This window comes from Caulobacter vibrioides OR37, assembly GCF_000372645.1.
Lineage (GTDB): Bacteria > Pseudomonadota > Alphaproteobacteria > Caulobacterales > Caulobacteraceae > Caulobacter > Caulobacter vibrioides_E.
In genome coordinates this window covers 69,038-89,549 of sequence record NZ_APMP01000010.1, presented here as the reverse complement: position 1 = coordinate 89,549, position 20,512 = coordinate 69,038, and the positions used below count along the sequence as shown (strand labels likewise).

At 67.6% G+C, this 20,512-nt stretch carries 10 protein-coding genes; 4 read left to right on the top strand and 6 right to left on the bottom strand.

Annotated features, from left to right (window positions below):
- The first annotated feature begins 34 nt into the window (after window positions 1–34).
- Window positions 35–3,379 carry a DUF4450 domain-containing protein gene (locus OR37_RS10285; RefSeq protein ID WP_004619275.1) on the top strand — a complete coding sequence of 1,115 codons (3,345 nt, stop codon included), beginning with the start codon at window positions 35–37 and terminating at the stop codon, window positions 3,377–3,379.
- Between the two features lie 52 nt (window positions 3,380–3,431).
- On the opposite strand, the gene OR37_RS10280 is transcribed toward OR37_RS10285, so the two are convergent.
- From OR37_RS10280 to OR37_RS10270, 3 genes are all read right to left on the bottom strand, one after another.
- A complete protein-coding gene (locus OR37_RS10280) occupies window positions 3,432–4,760 on the bottom strand; it encodes a glycoside hydrolase family 28 protein (RefSeq protein ID WP_235046566.1) in 1,329 nt (442 codons plus the stop codon).
- 106 nt (window positions 4,761–4,866) lie between these two features.
- Entirely contained in the window at window positions 4,867–7,143 is a 2,277-nt protein-coding gene (locus tag OR37_RS10275; RefSeq protein ID WP_004619272.1) for a glycoside hydrolase family 88 protein, read from the bottom strand.
- Between the two features lie 257 nt (window positions 7,144–7,400).
- Entirely contained in the window at window positions 7,401–8,453 is a 1,053-nt protein-coding gene (locus OR37_RS10270) for a LacI family DNA-binding transcriptional regulator (RefSeq protein WP_004619270.1), read from the bottom strand.
- Between the two features lie 191 nt (window positions 8,454–8,644).
- Here OR37_RS10270 and OR37_RS10265 point away from each other — a divergent pair, with 191 nt between their 5' ends.
- Both OR37_RS10265 and OR37_RS10260 read left to right on the top strand, forming a co-directional pair.
- A complete protein-coding gene (locus OR37_RS10265; RefSeq protein ID WP_106404364.1) occupies window positions 8,645–10,228 on the top strand; it encodes a rhamnogalacturonidase in 1,584 nt (527 codons plus the stop codon).
- Between the two features lie 49 nt (window positions 10,229–10,277).
- Window positions 10,278–11,930 carry a glycoside hydrolase family 43 protein gene (locus OR37_RS10260; RefSeq protein WP_004619267.1) on the top strand — a complete coding sequence of 551 codons (1,653 nt, stop codon included), beginning with the start codon at window positions 10,278–10,280 and terminating at the stop codon, window positions 11,928–11,930.
- 27 nt (window positions 11,931–11,957) lie between these two features.
- Here the strand turns inward: OR37_RS10260 and OR37_RS10255 are convergent, their stop codons facing one another.
- Window positions 11,958–13,352 (bottom strand): glycoside hydrolase family 28 protein, encoded by a 1,395-nt coding sequence (locus tag OR37_RS10255; RefSeq protein WP_035017203.1) that lies wholly within the window; start codon window positions 13,350–13,352, stop codon window positions 11,958–11,960.
- Window positions 13,353–13,495: 143 nt separating this feature from the next.
- Between OR37_RS10255 and OR37_RS10250 the strand changes: the two genes are divergently transcribed.
- Window positions 13,496–16,558 (top strand): TonB-dependent receptor domain-containing protein, encoded by a 3,063-nt coding sequence (locus OR37_RS10250; RefSeq protein ID WP_004619263.1) that lies wholly within the window; start codon window positions 13,496–13,498, stop codon window positions 16,556–16,558.
- Window positions 16,559–16,808: 250 nt separating this feature from the next.
- Here OR37_RS10250 and OR37_RS10245 read toward each other — a convergent pair whose 3' ends face one another.
- The gene (locus OR37_RS10245) at window positions 16,809–18,050 is read right to left on the bottom strand and encodes a ComEC/Rec2 family competence protein (RefSeq protein WP_004619261.1); all 1,242 of its coding nucleotides are present in this window, start codon (window positions 18,048–18,050) and stop codon (window positions 16,809–16,811) included.
- Between the two features lie 3 nt (window positions 18,051–18,053).
- Complete coding sequence (locus tag OR37_RS10240; protein WP_106404366.1) at window positions 18,054–20,429, bottom strand: TonB-dependent receptor domain-containing protein; 2,376 nt, start codon at window positions 20,427–20,429, stop codon at window positions 18,054–18,056.
- Window positions 20,430–20,512: the final 83 nt, after the last annotated feature.

Here is a 20,512-nt window from a genome sequence, read left to right as displayed (position 1 = left end):
TCCATTCGAAGCGGGCGGGCTCTAGGGAGTGGGCATGAGCTTCATCCGTCGCGGCGCCGGTCTGGCGCTGGTTCTGGTCGCCGGACTCGGCTGCGGCGGAGCCTACGCCCAGACCGCGCCGACGGCGGTCGGCGGACCTCGTCCCAATCTCGTGGACAACATCGAGCGGCCGATCCGCTACCGCCCGGACGGCGGCGACTTCGTCATCGAGAATGGCGTCGAGACCTTCAATCGCCCGCTCTATGGCGGCGACACCGCGTTCCGCGTGGACGGCGGCGATAAGCCAGAGTTCGTTTTCTACCTGCCGGGGCGCGGCGGCAATCTGCGCCTGGGCTTGGCTGGCCCTTCCGGGGCGCGTTGGTTGCAGGAAGCAGCGCGGATCACCACCCGCTATCGTCCTGGCGAGTTGCTCTATGAGGTCCGCGATCCGCTGCTGGGTCACGGCGTGCTGCGTATCGAGGCCGTGGCCTACGCCGCCACCGAAGGCCTGGCTTTGCGGATCGAGGGCGTCGACCTGCCGCCCGGCCTGGAGCTGATCTGGGCGTTCGGCGGGATCACCGGCCAGCGCGGCGTTCGCGATGGCGACATCGGCACCGAGAAGGTTCCGATCTCCGAGTGGTTCCAGTTCAAGCCGTCCTTCGCCGAGACCAACCGCGTCGCCGTGAGCGATGACGGCTTCAGGCTCAGCGCGCCCCAGGCGACCATCATCGGCGCCGCTAGCGGCCATGCGCGCTATCAGCGTGGCGAGGCGAGCGCCTGGAACGACCTGCCCCGCCTGCTGGCTGGCGGCGCGGCGGAACAGGGCGCTGTCGCCATTGGGCGCTCGGACCTGACTTCGGACACGCCGCTCATCCTCTCCTTGCAGCGCGTGGACGCCGGCGTCGCCGACGATCTGGCGGATTACAAAGCCGTGCGCGCCGCCCGTCCCGAGGACAAGGCCGCGCCGGCCAGCCGTCCGCCGGCCTTCGTCCGGCCCGAACTGGCCGCGCGGTTCGAAGAGGCGCGGCGCCACTTCCAGGCCCTGCGGGATCAGGTGCGGATCGAGACGCCCGACCCCTATATCAACGCCGCCATGGCCGCCCTGAATGTCGGGGCGGAGGCCACCTGGGACGGGCCACAGCAAGCGGTCATGCACGGCGCGGTCGCCTGGCGGACCAAGCTGCTGGGGTGGCGCGGCCCTTACTGGCTGGACGCCCTGGGTCGCGCGGATCGCGCCGACCGGCATTTCCGCGACTGGGCCAAGGGCCAGAACGTCTCGCCGATCCCGGACGCGATCCCGCCGGCCGACGAGGACGCGAACCTGGCGCGCGCCGAAAAGGCGCTGCATTCGAACGGGGATCTCTCGAACTCGCACTACGACATGAACACGGTCTATATCGACGCGCTGTTCCGACACCTGATGTGGTCCGGCGATCTGAAGCTGGCCCGCGATCTGTGGCCGACGATCACCCGGCACCTGGCCTGGGAGCGCCGGCTGTTCCGCCGCGAATTCGGCCCCCGCAAGCTGCCGCTCTACGAGGCCTACGCCCAGATTTGGGCCAGTGACCACCTGTCGTACAACGGCGGCGGGGCGACCCATTCGTCGGCCTATCTGGCCTATCATAACCGCATGGCCGCTCGCGTCGCGCGGCTGATCGGCGAGGATCCCGCGCCCTACGATCGGGAGGCCGACGCCATCCAGGAGGCCATGCGCGGCCTCCTGTGGATGCCCGACATCGGCGCCTTCGCCGAGTACAAGGACCTGATGGGCGAGCAGCGGCTGCACCCGGCGTTCGCCCTATGGACCTATTACCACGCCATCGATTCCGAGGTCGTTTCGCCGGCCGACGCCTGGCGGATGTCTGACGCCCTAGAGCGCTTGCCGCGCATACCGATCAAGGGACCCGGCGTGCCGGACGACGCCGCCTATGGTCTCTACGCCACGACCGACTGGATGCCCTACGCGTGGTCGATCAACAACGTCGCCACCCAGGAGAACCTGCACGCGGCGCTGGCCCTGTGGGAAGCGGGGCGGAGCGACGAGGCCTTCCGTCTGACCAAGAGCGGCCTGCTGGCCAGCATGTTCATGGGGGTCTCGCCTGGCAACACGGGCACGCTGGCTTGGCCTGATGTCTATCGCCGGGAATCTCAGCGCGATTTCGCCGACAGCGCCGGGGTCACCGCGCGGACCCTTGTCGAGGGCCTATTCGGTCTTCGCCCCGACGCGCTGGCCGGGAGGCTGACGATCCGGCCTGGTTTCCCCGCGAGCTGGCGGCATGCGTCGTTCACGCATCCGGTCTTCGCCTATGAGTTCAAGCGCCAGGGCGACGAGGATCACTGGATGCTGACGCCGCGCGACGGGCGCTTCAAGACCGTGGTGCTGCGTCTGCGAGCCCCGCGCGAGGCCGTGGCGAGTGTCGTTGTCAATGGCGTGAAGGCGGCCTGGAAATCGGCGGCGGACGCCGTGGGCGGTCCGGCCATCGAGATCACGGCGCCCGGCGACAAGCCGGTCGAGGCCGTCGTGCGCTGGAGCGGCGACGCTGTCGACAGTTCCGCGATCGGGCCGGCAAGGCGCTTCCAGCGCGTCTCGCGCAACGGGCTGACCTGGCTGGCGCCGATCGCCGGACCCGCTCCGGTCAAGGCGCCGCCGATGTCGGCGCCGACTACCGTGACGGGGCGAATGGATCCGGTAGCCGTGACCTTCAACGACCGCGTCACGGCGATCTATGCGAAGAACAAGTATCGCTCGCCGCGACCGCGTGGTCCCTCGCTGGGCGTGCCGGCCCAGGGTCTCGGCGGCTGGGCCGGCCACGTGAATCAGATGGCCGTGATCGACGACACCGGCCTGCGCCGCGTCGCGGCCAGGCAGGGCGGCCAATTCACGACGCCCTCGGGTGTCGTGTTCCGGACGCCGGGCGCGGCCGATGCGCCCAACATCGTCTTCACCTCGCTTTGGGACAACTACCCGAGGCAAGACGTCATCCCGCTGTCGGGCAAGGCGTCCCGTGTCCACCTCCTGATGGCTGGCTCGACCAATCCGATGCAGAGCCGCTTCGACAACGGAGAGGTGGTGGTGACCTATCAGGACGGGACGATCGATCGCCTCGCCCTGCGCAATCCCGACACCTGGTGGCCGATCGAGGAGGACTATTTCCTCGACGACTATCAGTTCCGGGTCGATACCCCGCCGCCGACGCGGGTTGACCTCGCGACCGGACAGGTGCGCGTGCTGGACCCCGTGACCTTCAAGGGGCAGGGCCGTGAGATCCCAGGGGGCGCGGCCACGGTGCTTTCCCTGGCGCTCGACCCGCGCAAGCCGCTGCGCGACCTGACGGTGCGCGCGACGGCCAACGAGGTGGTGATCGGGCTGATGGCCGTCACCCTGGAGCGTCCGAACTAAGCCGGGCGACCGAAAGCGTGAGCGGCTTCGGCGCTCGCTCCCGGACCTCGAGCTAGAGACCCTTCACGCCCGTCGAGGCGGCGATCTCGGGCGGCCTGCCGTCCAGGGTGTCGATCCTGCTGCGGGTGAAGGTCCAGTCCTTGGCGTTGGCGATGCGGCCGCCGGCCTGGGCGTCCAGGTCCAGACCGTCGAACGCGAAGCGCTCCAGCGGCAGGTCCGGGAAGGCGGCGACCTCGAACGCGGTCTTGGCGCCGATAGCCTTGATGTCGCTGATCCGCACGTCGCTCAGGCGGCAGCGACCCTGCTCTGGCGGGACGTGCTGGGTCATCACTTTCCAGTAGGGCGGCACATCGGCCATGCCCCGCGGGATCTCCGCGTAGCTGTAGCTGGGGTTCCAGTTCAGGTTCACCCGCAGCACGGTGGCGACGTCGTGCAGCCGCATGTCGGCGATATCGATATCCTTCACCGTTCCGCCGCGCGTATGGGCCGACTTGAACAGGATGCCGACCGGCGTCGGGTGGTGCACGGTCAGGCCCGAAACCTTGATGTCGTAGAAGCCGCCCGAGGTTTCGCTGCCGAAGGTGACGCCCGCCGAGGCGTCGCGGATCACGCAATCGCGGATCGTGACGTTGTAGGTCGGACGGTTCACGCGCAGACCGTCGGCGTCGCGGCCGGCCTTCAGGCAAAGGGCGTCGTCGTTGCAGGCCACGTCGATCCGCTCGACCAGTACGTCGTGCGAGGAGTCGATATCGACGCCATCGGTCGAAGGACCACGGCCGCCTTCGTTGTTGCGGATGTTCAGGTCGGCGACGTGGATGTCGCGCGAGTAGCAGACATGCACGGTCCAGAAGCCGGCGCGGCGCAGGCGCGGACCGGCCAGCTCGATCTTCTCGCTGTCGAACACCTGGATCAGGCGAGGGCGCTTGCAGTCGTAGTCGGCGGCCCAGCGGAGCCCCTTGGGATCATACTCGCGGCGAAGCGCCCAATAGCTGTCCCAGAACACCTTGCCGTCGCCGTCGATCGTCCCGTCGCCGACGATGCGAACGTTCTTTTGCCGGTAGATGTTCACCAGCGCCGCCGGCCAGGTGAGCTCGATGCCGGCGACGCGGGTCGGCATCTCGGGATAATCGGCGATGTTCCGCGAGCCCAGCAGGGTCACGCCCTTGTCCAGCCGCAGGGTGACGCCCGACTTCAGGAAGATCGCGCCGGTGCGATAGACGCCGGGTTTCAGCGCGACCGTCGCGCCGGTCTTGGCGGCCGCGTCGATGGCGGCCTGGATTGCCTTGGTGTTCAGGGTCTCGCCGTCGCCGATCGCGCCGTGGGCGTTGGCCAAGATCGCCTTGCCGGCGGCGAGCGCCAGGGTGGGGGCGGAAGCGGCCACGAGACCGAGCTGGAGAAGAGCGCGTCGTTGCATGGGAGCCTCAGGCGCTGAAAGTGAAGGGGTGGAAGCGGGAACCGACCTCGACCGCGCGGGCCGGCAGTTCGGCTTAGCGCGCCGGGTTGAAGTCGGGCTTCTGGGCGAAGACGTAGGTCTCCCAGTCCGCGCGCGAGTGGAAGTCCAGGCCTTTGTCCCAGGCCGCGCCCATGTAGTAGACGAACGGCTTGCCGGGCGTGACCTTGACTAGAACCAGCCAGTCGCTCTCGGTCTCGACCAGGTCGACGATCTGGCGCGGGTCGACCAGCAGGGCGACGCCCATCGCGCCCTTGTCGGGATCGGTGACGTCCCAGAATGAGAACACGCCCCTGGCCTTGTCGGCGCGCAGGTCGCCGGCCGTCTTGGCGGTCGGGGCCTTGGTTATCCCGATGGCCACGGTGATCGGCGCCTTGGCGTTCGAGCCGAAGGTCGAGACCATTCGCGTGAAGTTCGTACCCAAGGGCAGGGCGAAGGTCCGCGTCTCCCAGACCTGGCGCTTTTGTCCGACCTTCCAGGGCGCATAGCTGACCCTGAACGACGCGACGTCCGGGCCATCCTTCAGGATCTTGTAGTCCTTCCAGTTTCGCGACACCCAAAGCCTGCCGCCGTCCCAGACGCCCAGGCCGCCCGCGCCGCGCCAGGTCTTGACGTTGTAATAGTCGACGCCTTCGCCGTGGTAGGCGTGCTGATCGCCGGTCCTCAGCTGGCGGGTCATGAACGGATAGCGGACGCTCTTGCCCCAGGCGTCGATGCCCGAGCTGGAGGGCGGTTCGTACTGCTCCAGGGCCGGACCGTAGATGCGGTGGGCCGTCCGGTCGTTCTCCCACAGGATGTCGTCATAGCGCTCGGGCGCGTAGCGAACCGTGGCGCGCGGCTTGTCCTGGCCCACGGGCGGCGGGGCCATGCGGTAAATCATCTTCGGAGGCGTCGGTTGGCCCGGCGCGGCGGGCGGAACCCGCGCGGGCGCAAGGCCCGGCCCCTCGATCGCCGGATCATAGGCGAGGGCGGCGACCGCCTTCATCTCCGTGGCGTGTCGGGCTTCTTCTTCCGGGCCGCGCACGGTGCGCGGCGCGGCCGGCGTCGGGCTGGTGGCGGCGACGAAGGCGGCGGCGTCTGGCGAGGGCTCGGCCAGGGGCAGGGCGGTCGCCGGCTCGCCAAGATTCATGACCTCAAGGCCGGCCAGCAGGAAGGCCCCGGCGCCGTAGGGACCAATGTCGTCGGGAGCCGTGGCGACGGGCTGGTCGCCGGTCTTCTGCACCGCGCCGAGCATGCCGTTGGGCAGAACCTGGGCTTCCAGGCCCTTCCAGCCCTTGACGACCGTCGGCAGGTAGGTCGCGCGATCCAGGACGCCGTGGTTGATCCCCCAGGCCAGGGCATAGACGAAGAAGGCCGACCCCGAGGTTTCGGCCTCCGGGAACCTGTCCGGCTGCAACAGGCTGGAGGGCCACAGGCCGTCGGCGCGTTGCAGGCCGGCGATCCGCTTGGCCATGGCTTGGAAGATGGCGATGTAGCGCGGCCGCTGGATGTAGTCGGCCGGCATCGCCTCGAGCACCCTGGCCATGCCGCCCATCACCCAGCCGTTGCCGCGCGACCAGAAGAGCTTTCGCCCTTGTTCGTCGCGGCGCTCGATGAAGCGCTCGTCGCGATAATACAGGCTCTCGTCCGGATCGTAGAGCCGGGCGAAGGTGCGCCACCACTGGGTGTCCATCGCCTTGAGGTACTTGGCGTCGCCGGTCAGGGCGCTCATCCTGGCCAGGACCGGAGGCGCCATGAACAGGGCGTCGCTCCACCACCAGACCAGATGCTCGGGGATCGGCTGGCGCGTCAGGTGCGGCAGCGCCCAGTCCAGGCGCTGGCGCAGGGGCATGATCACGCCTTCCTGGCGGCGACGGGCGTAGAGCTCTTCATAGAGATCGCCGATCGCCATCTCGTCGGCGTTCAGCATGGCCTTGCCCGACTTCGCCCCGCGCAGGGCGTAGTTGTAGTGCTCGGCGGCGTCGGTCAGGAACTTCAGGGTTTCCTTGTCCTGCGTCACGCGGGCCAGGCGCGCGGCGCCGACGTAATAGGTCGCCGAGACCCAGTTGGACGAGATCTCACGCACCGCGCCGCCCGTGGTCAGCGGAATAGGCTCGGCGCGCATGGCCTTCATCTGCGCGGAATTCGCGCGGTTCAATACGGTCAGCACCGCCTCGCGCGAAGGCAGCGCCTCCTGCTTCGTCGAGACGGTCTTTCCAGTGACCGAATGTGGCGCGCGCGCTGGCGTGGCGGCCGCGGTCGCACCGCTCGCCAACGCCGTTCCGGCCAGAGCGACAGCGATCAAGCCGCGGGGGGTGAAGAAGACTCCAAACATCCCTGATTTCCTCCGCGCAATGCCACTGCAACCGGTGTCATTGTCATTATGTGGAATTCTGTGCCACAAAATGGAAGGGTTGGAAAGTTGGTCAGAGAGGCTTTTGCCGCGCCGAGGCCTCATCGGCGACGGCGTGGACGTTGTCGGCCCTCAGGCGGAAAGCCCAAGTTCGAAGCCGATGGTCCGCGCCGCTTCAAGAGCCTTGGGCGCATGGCGCGGGGCGTATCCTTGGCGAACATGTCCGCTTGCGCCTCCCCTCACGTGCGGGCGTCGCCAACTCCAATAGCGGTGGTCGATTGCCTGCGCACAACGCTCAAGGGCACCGCCTGTCGGCGAAGCTCGGGCGGTCGATCATTGATCATCGCCAGCAGCCGCTCAGTGGCTGTTTCCGCCATATCGCTGAGCGGCCGTCTTATCGTCGTCAGAGCCGGAGAGATCATCGAGGCCAGATCGGAATCGTCGAAGCCGGCGACGGAGAGTTGGCTTGGCATATCGAGGCCGGCTTCGCGCGCGGCCTTGACCACCGCGGCGGCCATGATGTCGTTACAGGCGAAAATCGCGGTTGGGCGCGCCTTCATGCCAAGCAACGAAGCCGCCGCGGTCATGCCGCTTTCAAAGCCGTAGTCGCCCTCGCGCCGTTCAAGTTCAACGGGCGCGCCGGACGTCGCCAGCGCCTCCAAGAAACCCGCCTTGCGCTGTTGAGCCGATTGGAAGCGAGGGGGACCCTCGATTATGGCGATCCGTCTGTGTCCGAGCTGCAGCAGGTGGCGGCCGAGCTCGGCGGCGGCGGATCGCTCATCGCTGATCAGCATACAAGGGTAAGCCGTCACATCGATCGAGGCGATGCCAATCGACGGCACACCCATGGCCGTCAGGCGCTGGGGGATCGCATCGATTTCCGAAGCCGGGGGCAAGACAATCAGGCCGTCGACCCGCGAACGCCGAGCGAACCTCTCGACGTTCTGGGCGACGTCGGGATCGCTGAATCGGACCGGATGGACGACGAGTTCAAAGCCATGCCGCGCGCAGACATTGGCGATGCCCCGCTGCATCACGCCAATCACGTGGGCGTTGGGGTCATCCTGGACCACGGCGATGAGATTGGAGCGACCCGTGGCCAAGGCCCGGGCCCTGGCGCTGGGGCTGTAACCAAGCTCCCGAATGATCGCCTGCACCGCTTCGCGGGTTGCTCCCCCGACCTTGGGCGAGTCGTTGAGCACCCTCGAGACGGTTCTGATGGAGACGCCAGCCGCTCTGGCGACGTCATCGATCGTGACCGACAGGCTGGCGGCGGGATCTTTCCCGATCATGCTTTTGGGCTCCCCTCGGGAGAACGATTAAGCTTCTGTATCCAAAGCGCAAGAGATGGAGCTAGCGCTGGCGCCATGTCGTGCCAACGCTAGCATTATCCTTGCTACCGGTAACATTTCGACGTTGACAGCTTTCCGTCCGCCTTGTTTGCATGAAGCCGAGACCCGAGGAACGGGCAGCGGGAGGAACGATGCGCATGGATCGTAGAGGGCTGGTGCTGGGCGGCCTCGTCGGCGTCGGCGCCATGGCGTCGGATCATCCCGCCCGCGCCGCGGGCAAGGCGGGACCGGCCGTTGGCGCACCGCCCCGAGGGGTCAATGTCCGCGACTTCGGCGCGCGAGCCGACGGCGCGACAATCGACTCTCCAGCCATCAACAAGGCGATCGATCACGCCGCGGCGCTGGGCGGCGGGACCGTCTATTTCCCGGCGGGAACCTACGCCTGTTATACGATCCGCCTGAAGAGCAAGGTCACGCTGCATCTTGATCAGGGAGCCGTGATCCTGGCGGCCGAGCCGACCGGCGTCGCCCCGAACGGCTACGATGACCCCGGCCCCGGCGCGGGCAACGCCTATCAGGACTATGGCCACAGCCATTGGGCCAACAGCCTGATTTTCGGCGAAGGCCTGAATGACATCGCCATAACCGGGCCAGGGCTGATCTGGGGCAGGGGACTGACCCGCGGCCACCGCTTCGCCGACGATCCTCCGGATGTTTCCGGCCCGGGCGTCGGTGACAAGGCGATCGCCCTGAAGAACTGCCGCAATGTGCTCTTGCGCGACTTCAAGATCCTGCGGGGCGGGTGGTTCGCGCTGCTGGCGACGGGCGTCGACAACATGACGATCGACAACCTGATCGTCGACACCAATCGCGACGGCCTCGACATCGACTGCTGCCGCAACGTCCGGGTCACCAACTGCACGATCAATTCGCCGTGGGACGACGGCATCTGCCCCAAGAGCTCGTTCGCGCTCGGCTATGCTCGGCCGACCGAGAACCTGACGATCTCCGACTGCTATCTGACCGGCAATTACGAGATGGGCTCGGTCGTCGACGGCTCTTGGAAGACAATGCCCGCCAGTTTCCACGGCTATGGCCGGATCAAGCTCGGAACGGAGTCGAACGGCGGCTTCAAGAACGTGACGATCACCAACTGCGTCTTCGACCACTGCTACGGCATCGCGCTTGAGACCATGGACGGCGCGCTCACCGAGGATATCGCCATCAGCAACATCACCATGCGCGGTCTGGGGTTCCCGCCGTTGTTCCTGCGCCTGGGCAGCCGCATGCGCGGTCCGGCGGGCGTTCCCGTCGGCAAGCTGCGTCGCATCACGATCCAGAACATCGTCAGCTATGGCGCGACGCCGCAGCCCTCGATCATCGCCGGCGTCGCCGGCCATCCCGTCGAGGACGTCAAGATCAGCGACGTCTATTTCCATCAGTTGGGGGGCGGCTCGAGCGAACTTGCCAAGCGGAATCCGCCCGAGGCCGACAAGGCCTATCCGGATCCGGACATGTTCGGCGACCTGCCGGCGACGGGGTTCTTCATCCGCCATGCCCGCAACATCGAGATGAGCAATGTCGAGATCGTCACCGAGACAGCCGACGCCCGACCGGCGTTTTGGCTGAACGACGTGGTCGAGGCCGATTTCTTCCGTCTGCGGTTGCCCAAGGGGCCGAGCTTTCATCTGGATCAGGTGAGCGCCTTCAGATCGTTTGGCAGTCGCTGGATCGAGGACCGTCGCTTTGACGAGACCGTCAGCCAAACCTTCTAGGCCCGTTCCGTTGGGTCGGCGGTCCTCATCTCCGTCCAAGGTCGATGTGATGCGCGTAAAATGGTTCGCGGCCCTCGGGATGGCTGGCGCGGCGCTGGCCGGCCAGGCTCACGCGGCGGCGATTGAAGCCGCGTCCTCCTCAGGGCCGGCGCCGGCGGTCTACCGCAATCCGATCTTGCCGGCGGACTATTCCGATCCCGACGTCATCCGCGTGGGCGACACCTATTATCTCGTGGCGTCCAGCTTTCACTTCTCGCCCGGCGTACCCATCCTGTCGTCCAAGGATCTCGTGCACTGGACGATCGTCGGTCACGTCCTGCCAAGGTTGCCGTTCGCGCCCGAGTACGATCTGCCCGGGCCCGTTCCCACCGACGACGCCGGAGCGCGAATGCCCCGGGAGATGCGCGCTTCCGGCCAGCGCTACGCCGGCGGGGTCTGGGCGCCGTCGATCCGGCATCACGGCGGACTGTTCTACGTCTATTTCGCGACCCCCTACGAGGGGATCTTCATGTCGACCGCGGCCCGTCCCGAAGGGCCCTGGAGCCCGCCCGTCGCGGTGATCTCCGGTCCCGGTCTGGAGGATCCCTGTCCGTTCTGGGACGACGACGGCCAAGCCTATCTCGTCCATGGCAAGGTGGGGGCGGGGCCGCTCGTGCTGCATCGCATGGCGCCGGACGGGAAGTCGGTCCTCGATCCAGGGACGGTGATCGTCGAGGACGCCAAGGTGCTGCCCGTCCTGGAAGGGCCCAAGCTCTACAAGCGCGGCGGCTACTATTACATTTTCGCGCCGATCGGCGGGGTGGAGACCGGCCCCCAGGTCGCGCTGCGCGCCAAGAGCCCGTGGGGGCCTTACGAGCGCCGGGTCATCCTGGCCCCTGGCAAGTCCGCGCTAAAGGGCCCGCACCAAGGCGGCTGGGTCGAGACCCCGTCCGGGCAGGGCTGGTTCGTGCACTTCAACAGCGCGGGAGCCTATGGGCGCATCGTTCATCTGCAGCCCGTCGTTTGGAAAGACGATTGGCCGTTCATCGGAGAGCCGATCCCCGGCGCCGGGCCTGAAGAGACCGCGGGCCAGCCGGTCGCCGAGCACGTCATGCCGGACGTGGGCGGGCGCTTCCCGTCGGTTTCGCCCCAGACGTCCGACATGTTCAACCGCGCCACCCTGGGGCCGCAGTGGGAATGGAACCACAATCCCGATGATCGGCGATGGAGTCTCACCGCGCGCCCCGGCTTCCTGCGTCTGACCGGCCGCGCCGCGCCCAATTTGGTGAGCGCCCGCAATACGCTGACCCAGTCGCTGCAAAGCCTGACCTCCGTCATCACCACGCGTCTCGATGCGGGCGGCCTCGTCGATGGGCAGCGGGCGGGCCTCGCGATGTTCGGGGCCGGCGTCAGCGCCATCGGCGTCCTCAAGACCGACGGCGCGCCGCGGATCGTCTTTTCGTCAATGGGCCACGACACACTTGGGCCGTCGCTTCCGGGGCGGACCGTTACTCTGCGCGTGGCCGTCGCCGACCAGATCGCCCGTTACAGCTACAGCCTCGACGGCGGCAAGACCTTCATCCATGCCGGCGAAGCGACTCTTCCGCGCTTCAGCTGGTGGAAGGGCTCGCGTCCCGCGCTGTTCAGCTACGGCGATCCAGCGCGGACCATAGAAGGCGTGGCCGACTTCGACTGGGTGCGGGTTGCGCGAGGCGAGAAATGAGTCTCGCCGGTCGCGACGAAGCCGCGCTCACAACGCGGCGACGGCGCGACCGTTGACCTCGACGCGGTCCAGCGTCAGGCCCGTCACGTGGCTGACGACGCTAGGCCGCGTCACGCCCTCGAACTGGCAGTCCTTGATCTGAAAGTCCTCGATCGGAGCGAGCGGCAGGCCTTGCAGGTCCACGGCCTGAGCACCGGCCCGCACGCGCATTCGCTCTATCCTAACCTTGCGCAGCATTGGGGTGAAGCCGCCCTTGGCGCCCTCCTCATAGTTGAAGTCACAGGTGATCGCCGCGCGGGAGACTCGCCCCACCGAGACGTCGCGAACATAGATGTTCTCGACGCGCCCGCCTCGCATGGCGTTGTTCTTGAAGCGGATGGCGTACCAGAGTTGGTCGCTGTCCATCGTACATCGTCGCACGAAGACATTGTCCACGCCGCCGGACACCTCGCTGCCGATCACCACGCCGCCATGGCCGTCCTTCATGACGCAGTCCTGGATCAGGATATCGCGCGTGGGCCTGGCCAGGCGCCGGCCATCCGCGTTGCGCCCCGACTTGATGGCGATGCAGTCGTCGCCGCAGTCGAAGGCGCAGCGCTCGATCAGCATGCTTTCGACGGATTCGGGATCGCAGCCATCGGTGTTGGGGCCGTGGCCGAAGACGCGCACGTCCCTGACGATTACATCGCGGCAGAGGACGGGGTGAAGGGTCCAGCAGGGCGCGTCGCGCAGCGTGACGCCCTCGATGAGAACATTGGCGCAGTTCTGGAACTGGACCATCATTGGTCTCAGATAATGACCTTCTCCGAAAATTCTTTCAGCGACAGGAACGCCGCGCTCAGCCATCTCGAACAGGGCTTGCCGGGCCTTGCGCTGATCGGGCAGGCCTGGGCGCCAACCAAACCTATGACCGCCGCTCCAGGACCACCAGGCCTGTCCCTGACCGTCCAGGACGCCACGGCCGGTAATGGCGACGTCTCGCTCGCCATCGGCGAAGATCAGGGGGGAGTAGTTGATCAGTTCGACCCCCTCCCATCGCGTGGCCACCAGCGGATAGTGCGCGGGATCGGTGCTGAAGACGAGGGTCGCGCCCTCGGCGACATGCAGCTCGACACCGCTTCGCAGGCGGATCGCGCCGCTTAGCCATCGGCCAGGGGGGATCAGCACCCGCCCGCCGCCGGCCGCGGCGCAGGCCTCGATCGCTCGCGAAATGGCGGTGGTCGTCGCCGCGACGTCATCCGCCACCGCGCCCATGGCCGCGATGCTCCACAGCGCGTCCTTGAACCGTGGCGGCCGGGCTGAGCGTTCGATCGCGTCGGCCCCTGTCCAAAGCTCCGGCGCCGCGAGCGCGCTTCGCGGCGCCCAACCGGCGGTCGCCAAGGCGGCGAGCGCGGTCCTGCGCGATAGGGCAAGCGGTTTCACTAGGCGTCCTCCCCGTGTCGCCGACTTCGCGGCGCGAAGGCTGGAAGCGATCCATTTTATGAAATACTATTGCATATATTGGAATTGCATTCTACGTTCCGCGCTAATTACCGCGAATGATAGCGGTACCTTGGGAGGGACGCATGAGGACCAATCACAAACGCCGCGTGTTCATGGGCTGTGAAACCGCCATCGCTCTGGCCACGGCCTTTATTGTGCCAGCGCTGGCACAAGCGCAGACCACTGGCTCGACGCCAGCCGCCGCCGATACGGCCGTGGCCGAAGTGGTCGTCACCGGGTCGCGCCTCGCCGCGCGCGGGTTCAGGGCGCCCACGCCGGTCACGGTGATCGGCTCCGAGGAGATCGGCCTCTCGGGGACTCAGAACGTCGAAACCCTGCTGAATGACACGCCGCAGTTTCTCGGTTCGCAAAACAACGGGCCGACCGCCAATACGGTGCCCGGCGGCACCGCCACTCTAAACCTTCGTGGGTTCGGCGCGCAACGGAACCTCGTGCTGGTCAACGGCCGCCGGTTCACGATCACCGGGCCGGACCAGACCACCGACATCAACACCGTGCCTGCCGCGCTGATCAAGCGCGTCGAGACCGTCACGGGCGGCTCTTCGGCGGTCTATGGCTCCGATGCGATCACCGGCGTGGTCAACTTCATCATGAAGGACGACTTCGAGGGCGTCGAACTGACCGGCGAGGCCCGTCAGGACACGCATACCAAGACCAAGACCTATACGGCCGACCTCACCTTCGGGACCAATTTCGCCGATCATCGCGGCAATGTCGTGGTGGCCCTCAACTACCTGGATCGCGGCGGATATTCGCGGGCGGACCGTGGCGGCTGGGCCATGCCGACCCTGGCGGACGGCTGCGTCACCGCCGCAAGCTATAGCGCCACGCGCGCCGGCACGCCCCTGGCCATCCCGGCCGGCCAGACCTGCCTGTCGGCCGGCGGGCGGCCGGGGCTGATCTTCGGCGGCAGCGGGACCATTCCCAACGGCCGCTTCGTTCCGGTCGGTTCGCCCTCCAGCCCCGGCCTGACCGCCGCCCTCGCGGCCGCCGGCTTGAGCGGCCTTGGCTCGCGCGGCTTCACGTTCGACGACGCCGGCAAGGCGGCCCGCCCGGCGACGACGCCTGGCGACGACTACGATCTGGCCCCGGCCAATTACATCGTGATCCCGCAGCGTCGCTGGCTGGCCAACATGGCCGCCCACTACGACTTCAACGCCCACGTGACGGGCTACGCCGAGGCCAACTACAGCAACAACCGAGTATCGATGCAGCTGGCGCCCAGCGGCTTTAGCGGCAACTTCCTGGTCAACGTCAACAACCCGTACCTGACGCCGCAGCTTCAGGACGTCCTACGCCAGCTCGACCAGCTAGAAGTCGGCACGGTGCGGGCGACCAACGGCACGTCTTCGCTCACCACGACGGCGGGCGACGGCCTGGCGATCCTGAACGTCAACCGGCGCGTGCCGGAAATCGGCGCCCGCACCAATACCACCGACCGCTCGGCCTTCCGCACGGCCCTCGGCGTGCGCGGCGATCTTGGCAGCGTCTCCGAAAGCTATCTTCGGAACCTCAAATACGATGCCTACTACACCTACACCCGAACCACCGACACCAGCACCTCGGGCGGCGCCATCTCGCTGAGCAAGGTCCAGGCCGGTCTGCTGTCGGTGAACGGCGCGCCGCCGGTGCTCAACATCTTCGGCGCGAATCTGTCGCCTCAGGCCGCGGCCTCGATCGCGGTGGCGTCGACCAACTACACCGAATCCTCGCAACAGGTCCTGGCCGCCAGCCTGGCTGGCGAGCTGTTCGACACCTGGGCCGGTCCAATCGACTTCAGCGCCGGCGCCGAGTACCGCAAGGCCTCGGCGCGGTTCGTGCCCGACAGCTTCCTGGCCTCCGGCGACGTTTCAGGCTTCAACGCCGCGAAGTCGACCCAGGGCTCGGAGTCGGTCAAGGAAGTCTATGGCGAAGTCCGCGTTCCGGTGCTGAAGGACTCGCCCCTGGGCGAACGCGCGAGCGTCAACGGCGCGTTCCGTTACTCGGACTACGACCTGTCGGGCGTCGGCGGGGTCTGGACCTACTCGGTGGGCGGCGAGTATGCGCCGATCTCCGACATCACCCTGCGCGGCCAGTTCCAGCACGCCATCCGCGCGCCGAACGTGGGCGAGCTGTTCGGCGGCAACACCATCAGCGGCCCCTCGGCGGTCGATCCCTGCTCGAGCCGCCAACCGACGGCCCAGCAGACGGCGGCCGTGCGGGCGGTCTGTGTCGCCACCGGCGTCCCGGCGGCCTCGGTCTTCACGCTGTCGGTGCAGCCCAACACCTTCATCAGCCAGGTTTCGGGCGGCAATCCCAATGTGGGTCCGGAAAAGTCGAACACCACGACCTTCGGCGTCGTGCTGCAGCCGCGGTTCGTCCCCGGCCTGGCGATGAGCGTCGACTACTTCAAGATCAACCTCGACGGCGCCATCGCGCCGCTGGGGGGCGGCATCTCGAACACGCTGAGCCTCTGCTACAACACCATCCAGGACGCCAGCAGCGTCTTCTGCAAGGCGATCACGCGTGACCCGCTCACCGGCCAGATCGCCGCCCCAGGCTATGTCACCACGACCAATGGCAATACCGGCGGGCTGAAGACCTCGGGCGTCGACTTCGACGCCAACTATCGCTTCAACCTGGCCTGGGGGCCTTTCGGCGGCAGCCGCTTCGATATCGGCTCCAACTTCACCTACACCGACGAGTTCACGGCCACGCCGGTCCAAGCGCTGCCGGCCACCAAGAACTATTGCATCGGCGCCTTCGGCCCGACCTGTGGTCAGCCGATTCCCCGCTGGAAGGGCGTGTCGCGCGTCACCTGGCGTTCCGGTCCGGCGACGTTGAGCCTGCGTCACCGCCATATCGGCGAGGTGACGGTCGACACCTATCTGCTGCCCAAGCGCCTGGGCGCGGCGTTCCCGGACAAGGCGACGCTGACCACCCCGGTGATCAAGGCGCAAAACTATTTCGACCTGACCGCCGGATACGAAGTGAACAAGGCCGTGAGCTTGACCGCCGGGGTCCGTAATCTCTTCGACAAGAATCCCCCGATTGTTGGATCGTCGGCCCCGTCGGACAATACGTTCGCCGCGACTTACGACGTCGAGGGACGCGTCGTCTACGCCAGCGTGACCGCGCGGTTCTAGAGCGTGACGCCGAAAGCGTTAAGGCGGAGGGCGACCCGCCGGCCGCCCTCCGTCCTTTTGGGTCGGCGCTCATGCGCCGGCCTTTCCTTGTGGGCGCTCTCAGGGCCGTGATTTATAGGGAACCCTCGCTCACCGCCCTGTGCGGGGCGGACGCGCGAACCCGTTGAAAGGTCGTCGTCTCACGCGATCGCGTGGACGAATGTCCAGGGTCCGAAGGAAGGCCGATGTCGGGCCATGGCGCGGACGCGCCTCAAGCGGACCAGGGTCCCCAGCTGGATAGAACCTTGTCCGTTTCATCCGAATTGTCCGTGACCACGATTCTGTAGCGTCCTCCGCCTGGCGCCACCCTAACCACGACGTGCCCGTTCTGAGCGACCAGGCGATCGGTCAGCCACTTGTGGGCTAGCACGTTGGCTGGCGACAGACCGGTGGAGAAGACATCGCGCGCGCCGGCATAGAGCCGCTGGCTCAGCATCCGTTCCAGAGCGTCGGGACTGGGATGGGCCGCGTGCCAACCCTGGATGATCCAGGCGCGGGGGCGAAGCGCTCGCACGACATCCGCGCCGGTGGCGTCGAACATGCCGTGGTGCGCGGCGACGGCGACGTCGACCGGGCCGGCGACCTGGGCCGCCGGCGTTTCGACGTCGCGCCAGGGCTGAGTTCCGTCGAAGCTGCTGCTGGTCAGGTCTCCAGCCGCGAAATAGCCGAACGCCCCATAGCGCAGGCGGATGGCCGTCGAGCAGGCGTTCTCGTCGGGGATATCGTCCTTGGCCAGGGTCTCGATCGGCGGGAAGAGGCGACGGGTTTCGGTCCCGCGACCGGTCCAGACCTCGCCGTTGGCCGCTAGGTTGCGGATCTCGACGCCGGGGAGCTTGAGCTGATCGGCCGCCCCGACCTCGAAACGTTCGACCCTGCCGCCCGACCGCGCGCGCGCGCGCAGAAACGCCTGGTAGTTCTTGGCGAACGGCGCGTCCCAGGGCTTGGGGAAGGCATAGTCGGGATAGTCGCGATCGACCAGCAGGCCGATCGGCAGCAAGGCGGCGACGTCGCTGACGCCGGTCAGGCGATAGGCCCCGCCGGGCGCCAGCGGCGTGTCGGGACCCACATCGCCGACGTGATCGGGATGCAGGTGGGTGACCAGGAAGGCGTCCAGCTTGGGCTCGCCCGTCGCGGCCAGATGGCGGCGGGCGTAGCGGCCGATCCATTCGCCGGCGCGGCGTTGGGGGCCGGGGCGTATGTCCAGGCTGGCCGGCGGCGGCGTGGCCGAGGCGCCGGCGTCGATCATCAGGCTGGACCCGTCCGGCCCTATGATCAGGGCGCAGTCGCCGCGACCGGTGGCGATGTGGTGGATGTCGAGGCCGCCGCGCCGCCAGGGGCGCAGCGGTTGGCCGACGACGTCCTCATCCCGCGACGGCGCCGCGGCGGTCAAGGGCGCCGCGCTCAGCGCCGCGGCGGCCGACAGAAGTGCGCGCCGGGTGAACACTGTCGCCATGGCCTAGAACTTCGCTGACAGCATGACGCCCATGGTCCGCGGTTCGCCCAGATATTCGGCCAGCACGCCCTGGGTGGAAGGGGTCAGCAGATAGTCGACATCGCCCAGGTTCTTGACCCAGGCCGTCAGTCGCCAGCGGCCGTTCTGGCTTTCGTAGCCCACCGACAGATTGGTCAGGGCGTAGCTGTCGATGTGCAGGTTCGGGTCCTTTGTCGCGCCGGTGTAGTAGCCGTCGGTATAGGCCCAGCTCAGCGCGCCGGTGAGATAGCCTTCGCCGTTCAACGGGATGCGGACGTCGGCGGCCACGGCGCCCTTGTTCCGCGGCGACGAGCCCAGCGGATTGCCGGTGTTCACCGCCCCGCCCGGGATGACGAAGTTGTCGTAGACAGTGTCGAGCAGGCCGTAGTTGCCCATCAGGTTCAGCCAGGGGAGGGGACGCCAGGTCACTTCCAGCTCCGCGCCCTTGACCGTGGCCTGGCCGGCGTTGGTGATGGTCAGCACGCGGGTCAGGTTGTTGAAGAACAGCTCCTGCTTATCCTTGTAGTCCATGTGGAAAATCGAGGCGTTGATCCGCAGGGTGTCGGCCAGCCATTGCGACTTCACCCCCAGCTCATAGTTTGTGACGGTCTCGGCATTGAAGGGCGTCGCCAGGGCCGACAGCGTCGCCGCGTCGGTGTTGAAGCCGCCGGCCGTGTAGCCGCGCGTGACGCTGCCATAGACTTTGAGATCCTGGCGTGGCGTCCAGCTCAGCACGGCGCGGGGCGTGACCTCGCTCCAGTCGGCTTTCAGGTCGCGGGCGGTGAAGCTGCCGGTGGCCGGCCTGACGAAATCCGTTCGCGCCAGCGAAGCGGTCTTCTCGTCGTGGGTGTAGCGCGCGCCCAGGGTCAGGTCCAAGGCGGCGGGCAGGTGGAGCGTGCCGTCGATAAAGCCGGCATAGCTGCGGGTCCTCACCGCCTGGTCGGTCAGCACGTCGGATGAAGCCACGCCCGTGACGGCGGCTAGGCCGCGCGTGCGCAGCTGGCGCTTGGCGTTCTCGTCGGCGAGGTAGACACCGGCCACGACGTCGCCACGCGACCATTTCGGGCTGGCCCAGCGAACCTCCTGCGAGAACAGCCCCACGTCGTCGACGTCGCGATTGACGCTCTGGGTGTTGGTCCCGGTCAGAAACACATAGCTGGCGCCGGTGCCCGAATAGTCCTCGCCCGACTGCGACCAGCGGTAGCCGGTGATCGAGGTGACCTGGCCGACCGGCGCGGTCCAATAGATCCGCGCCGAGGCGCCCCACTGGTTGCGACCGAAGTCCTGGACATAGCCCAGTTCCGAGGTGCGGCGATCGCCGTCCGAGCCGGCGCCTTTGGACGACAGGGTGCGACCGCCGTTGTGATCCTCGCCATAGTCGGCGCCCAGCAGCACCTCGACGTTGTCGGCGGCGCGCAGACGGGCCTGGGCGCGGACGCCGCGGCTGTCGAGATCGTCCTCCTCGCGGCCGGTCAGGCGGTCGCGGCCGTAACCGTCGTGCTGTTTGAACGAGCCGGACAGGCGAAGGGCCACGTCCTGGCCGACCGGGATGTCGACGCGACCGTCGACCTGCTTCAGGCCGTAGTCGCCGCCGCCAATCCGCACCGAGCGCGCGGCGTCTTCGTAAGCCGGCTTGCCCGTGTCCAGTACGATCGCGCCGCCGGTGACGTTGCGGCCGAACAGCGTGCCTTGCGGACCCTTGAGGACCTGCACCGAATTCAGCCCGTAGAGCTCGAAGCTGGCGGCGCTGTTGCGGGGGATGAACAGGTCGTCGATCACCACGGCGACAGGCTTGTTGGCGCCGATCTGGGTGAAGGTGTTGGTCGCGCCGCGGATGGCGATGGTCGGGCTGCTCTGACTGAACGACGAGACCAGCAGGCCCGGCGTCAAGCGCGAGATGTCACGCAGGCTTTCCAGCCGATAGGTCTCGACCGCGCGGCCGGAAAAGGCCGACAGCGAGATCGGCACGCCCTGGGCGGCTTCCTCGCGCTTCTGGGCGGTGACGATGATGGTGTCGAGCGCGGCGGGCTCGGCGGCGACCGTGTCCTTGGCCGGCGCCGGGACGCGGCGCAGGACGATGACGCCGGCGCTGTCGGAGACGATTTCCAGGCCGGTTCCGTCGATCAGCTTGTGCAGGGCCGCGCGGGCGTCCATCGCGCCCTTCAGGGCCTGGGTGCGAACGCCTTCCAGCCCGTCGGCGGGCGCGACGACCTGAAGGCCGGCCTGACGAGCGAAGGCCGAAATGGCCGAGGCCGCCGGTTGAGCTGGCACGTCGAAGACGCGCTGCTGGGCCGCCGCCGGCGCGGCGTGGGCCAGGAGAGCCAGAGCGGCGACGCCGCCGGCCAGGAGTGTCTTTCGCATCATGGTGTCGCCCCGAATTCCGCCGGTCCCGCGCCGGCCTCATCGGGGTGGAGCCTCGACGAAGACGCTCCCGCCATGTCGTC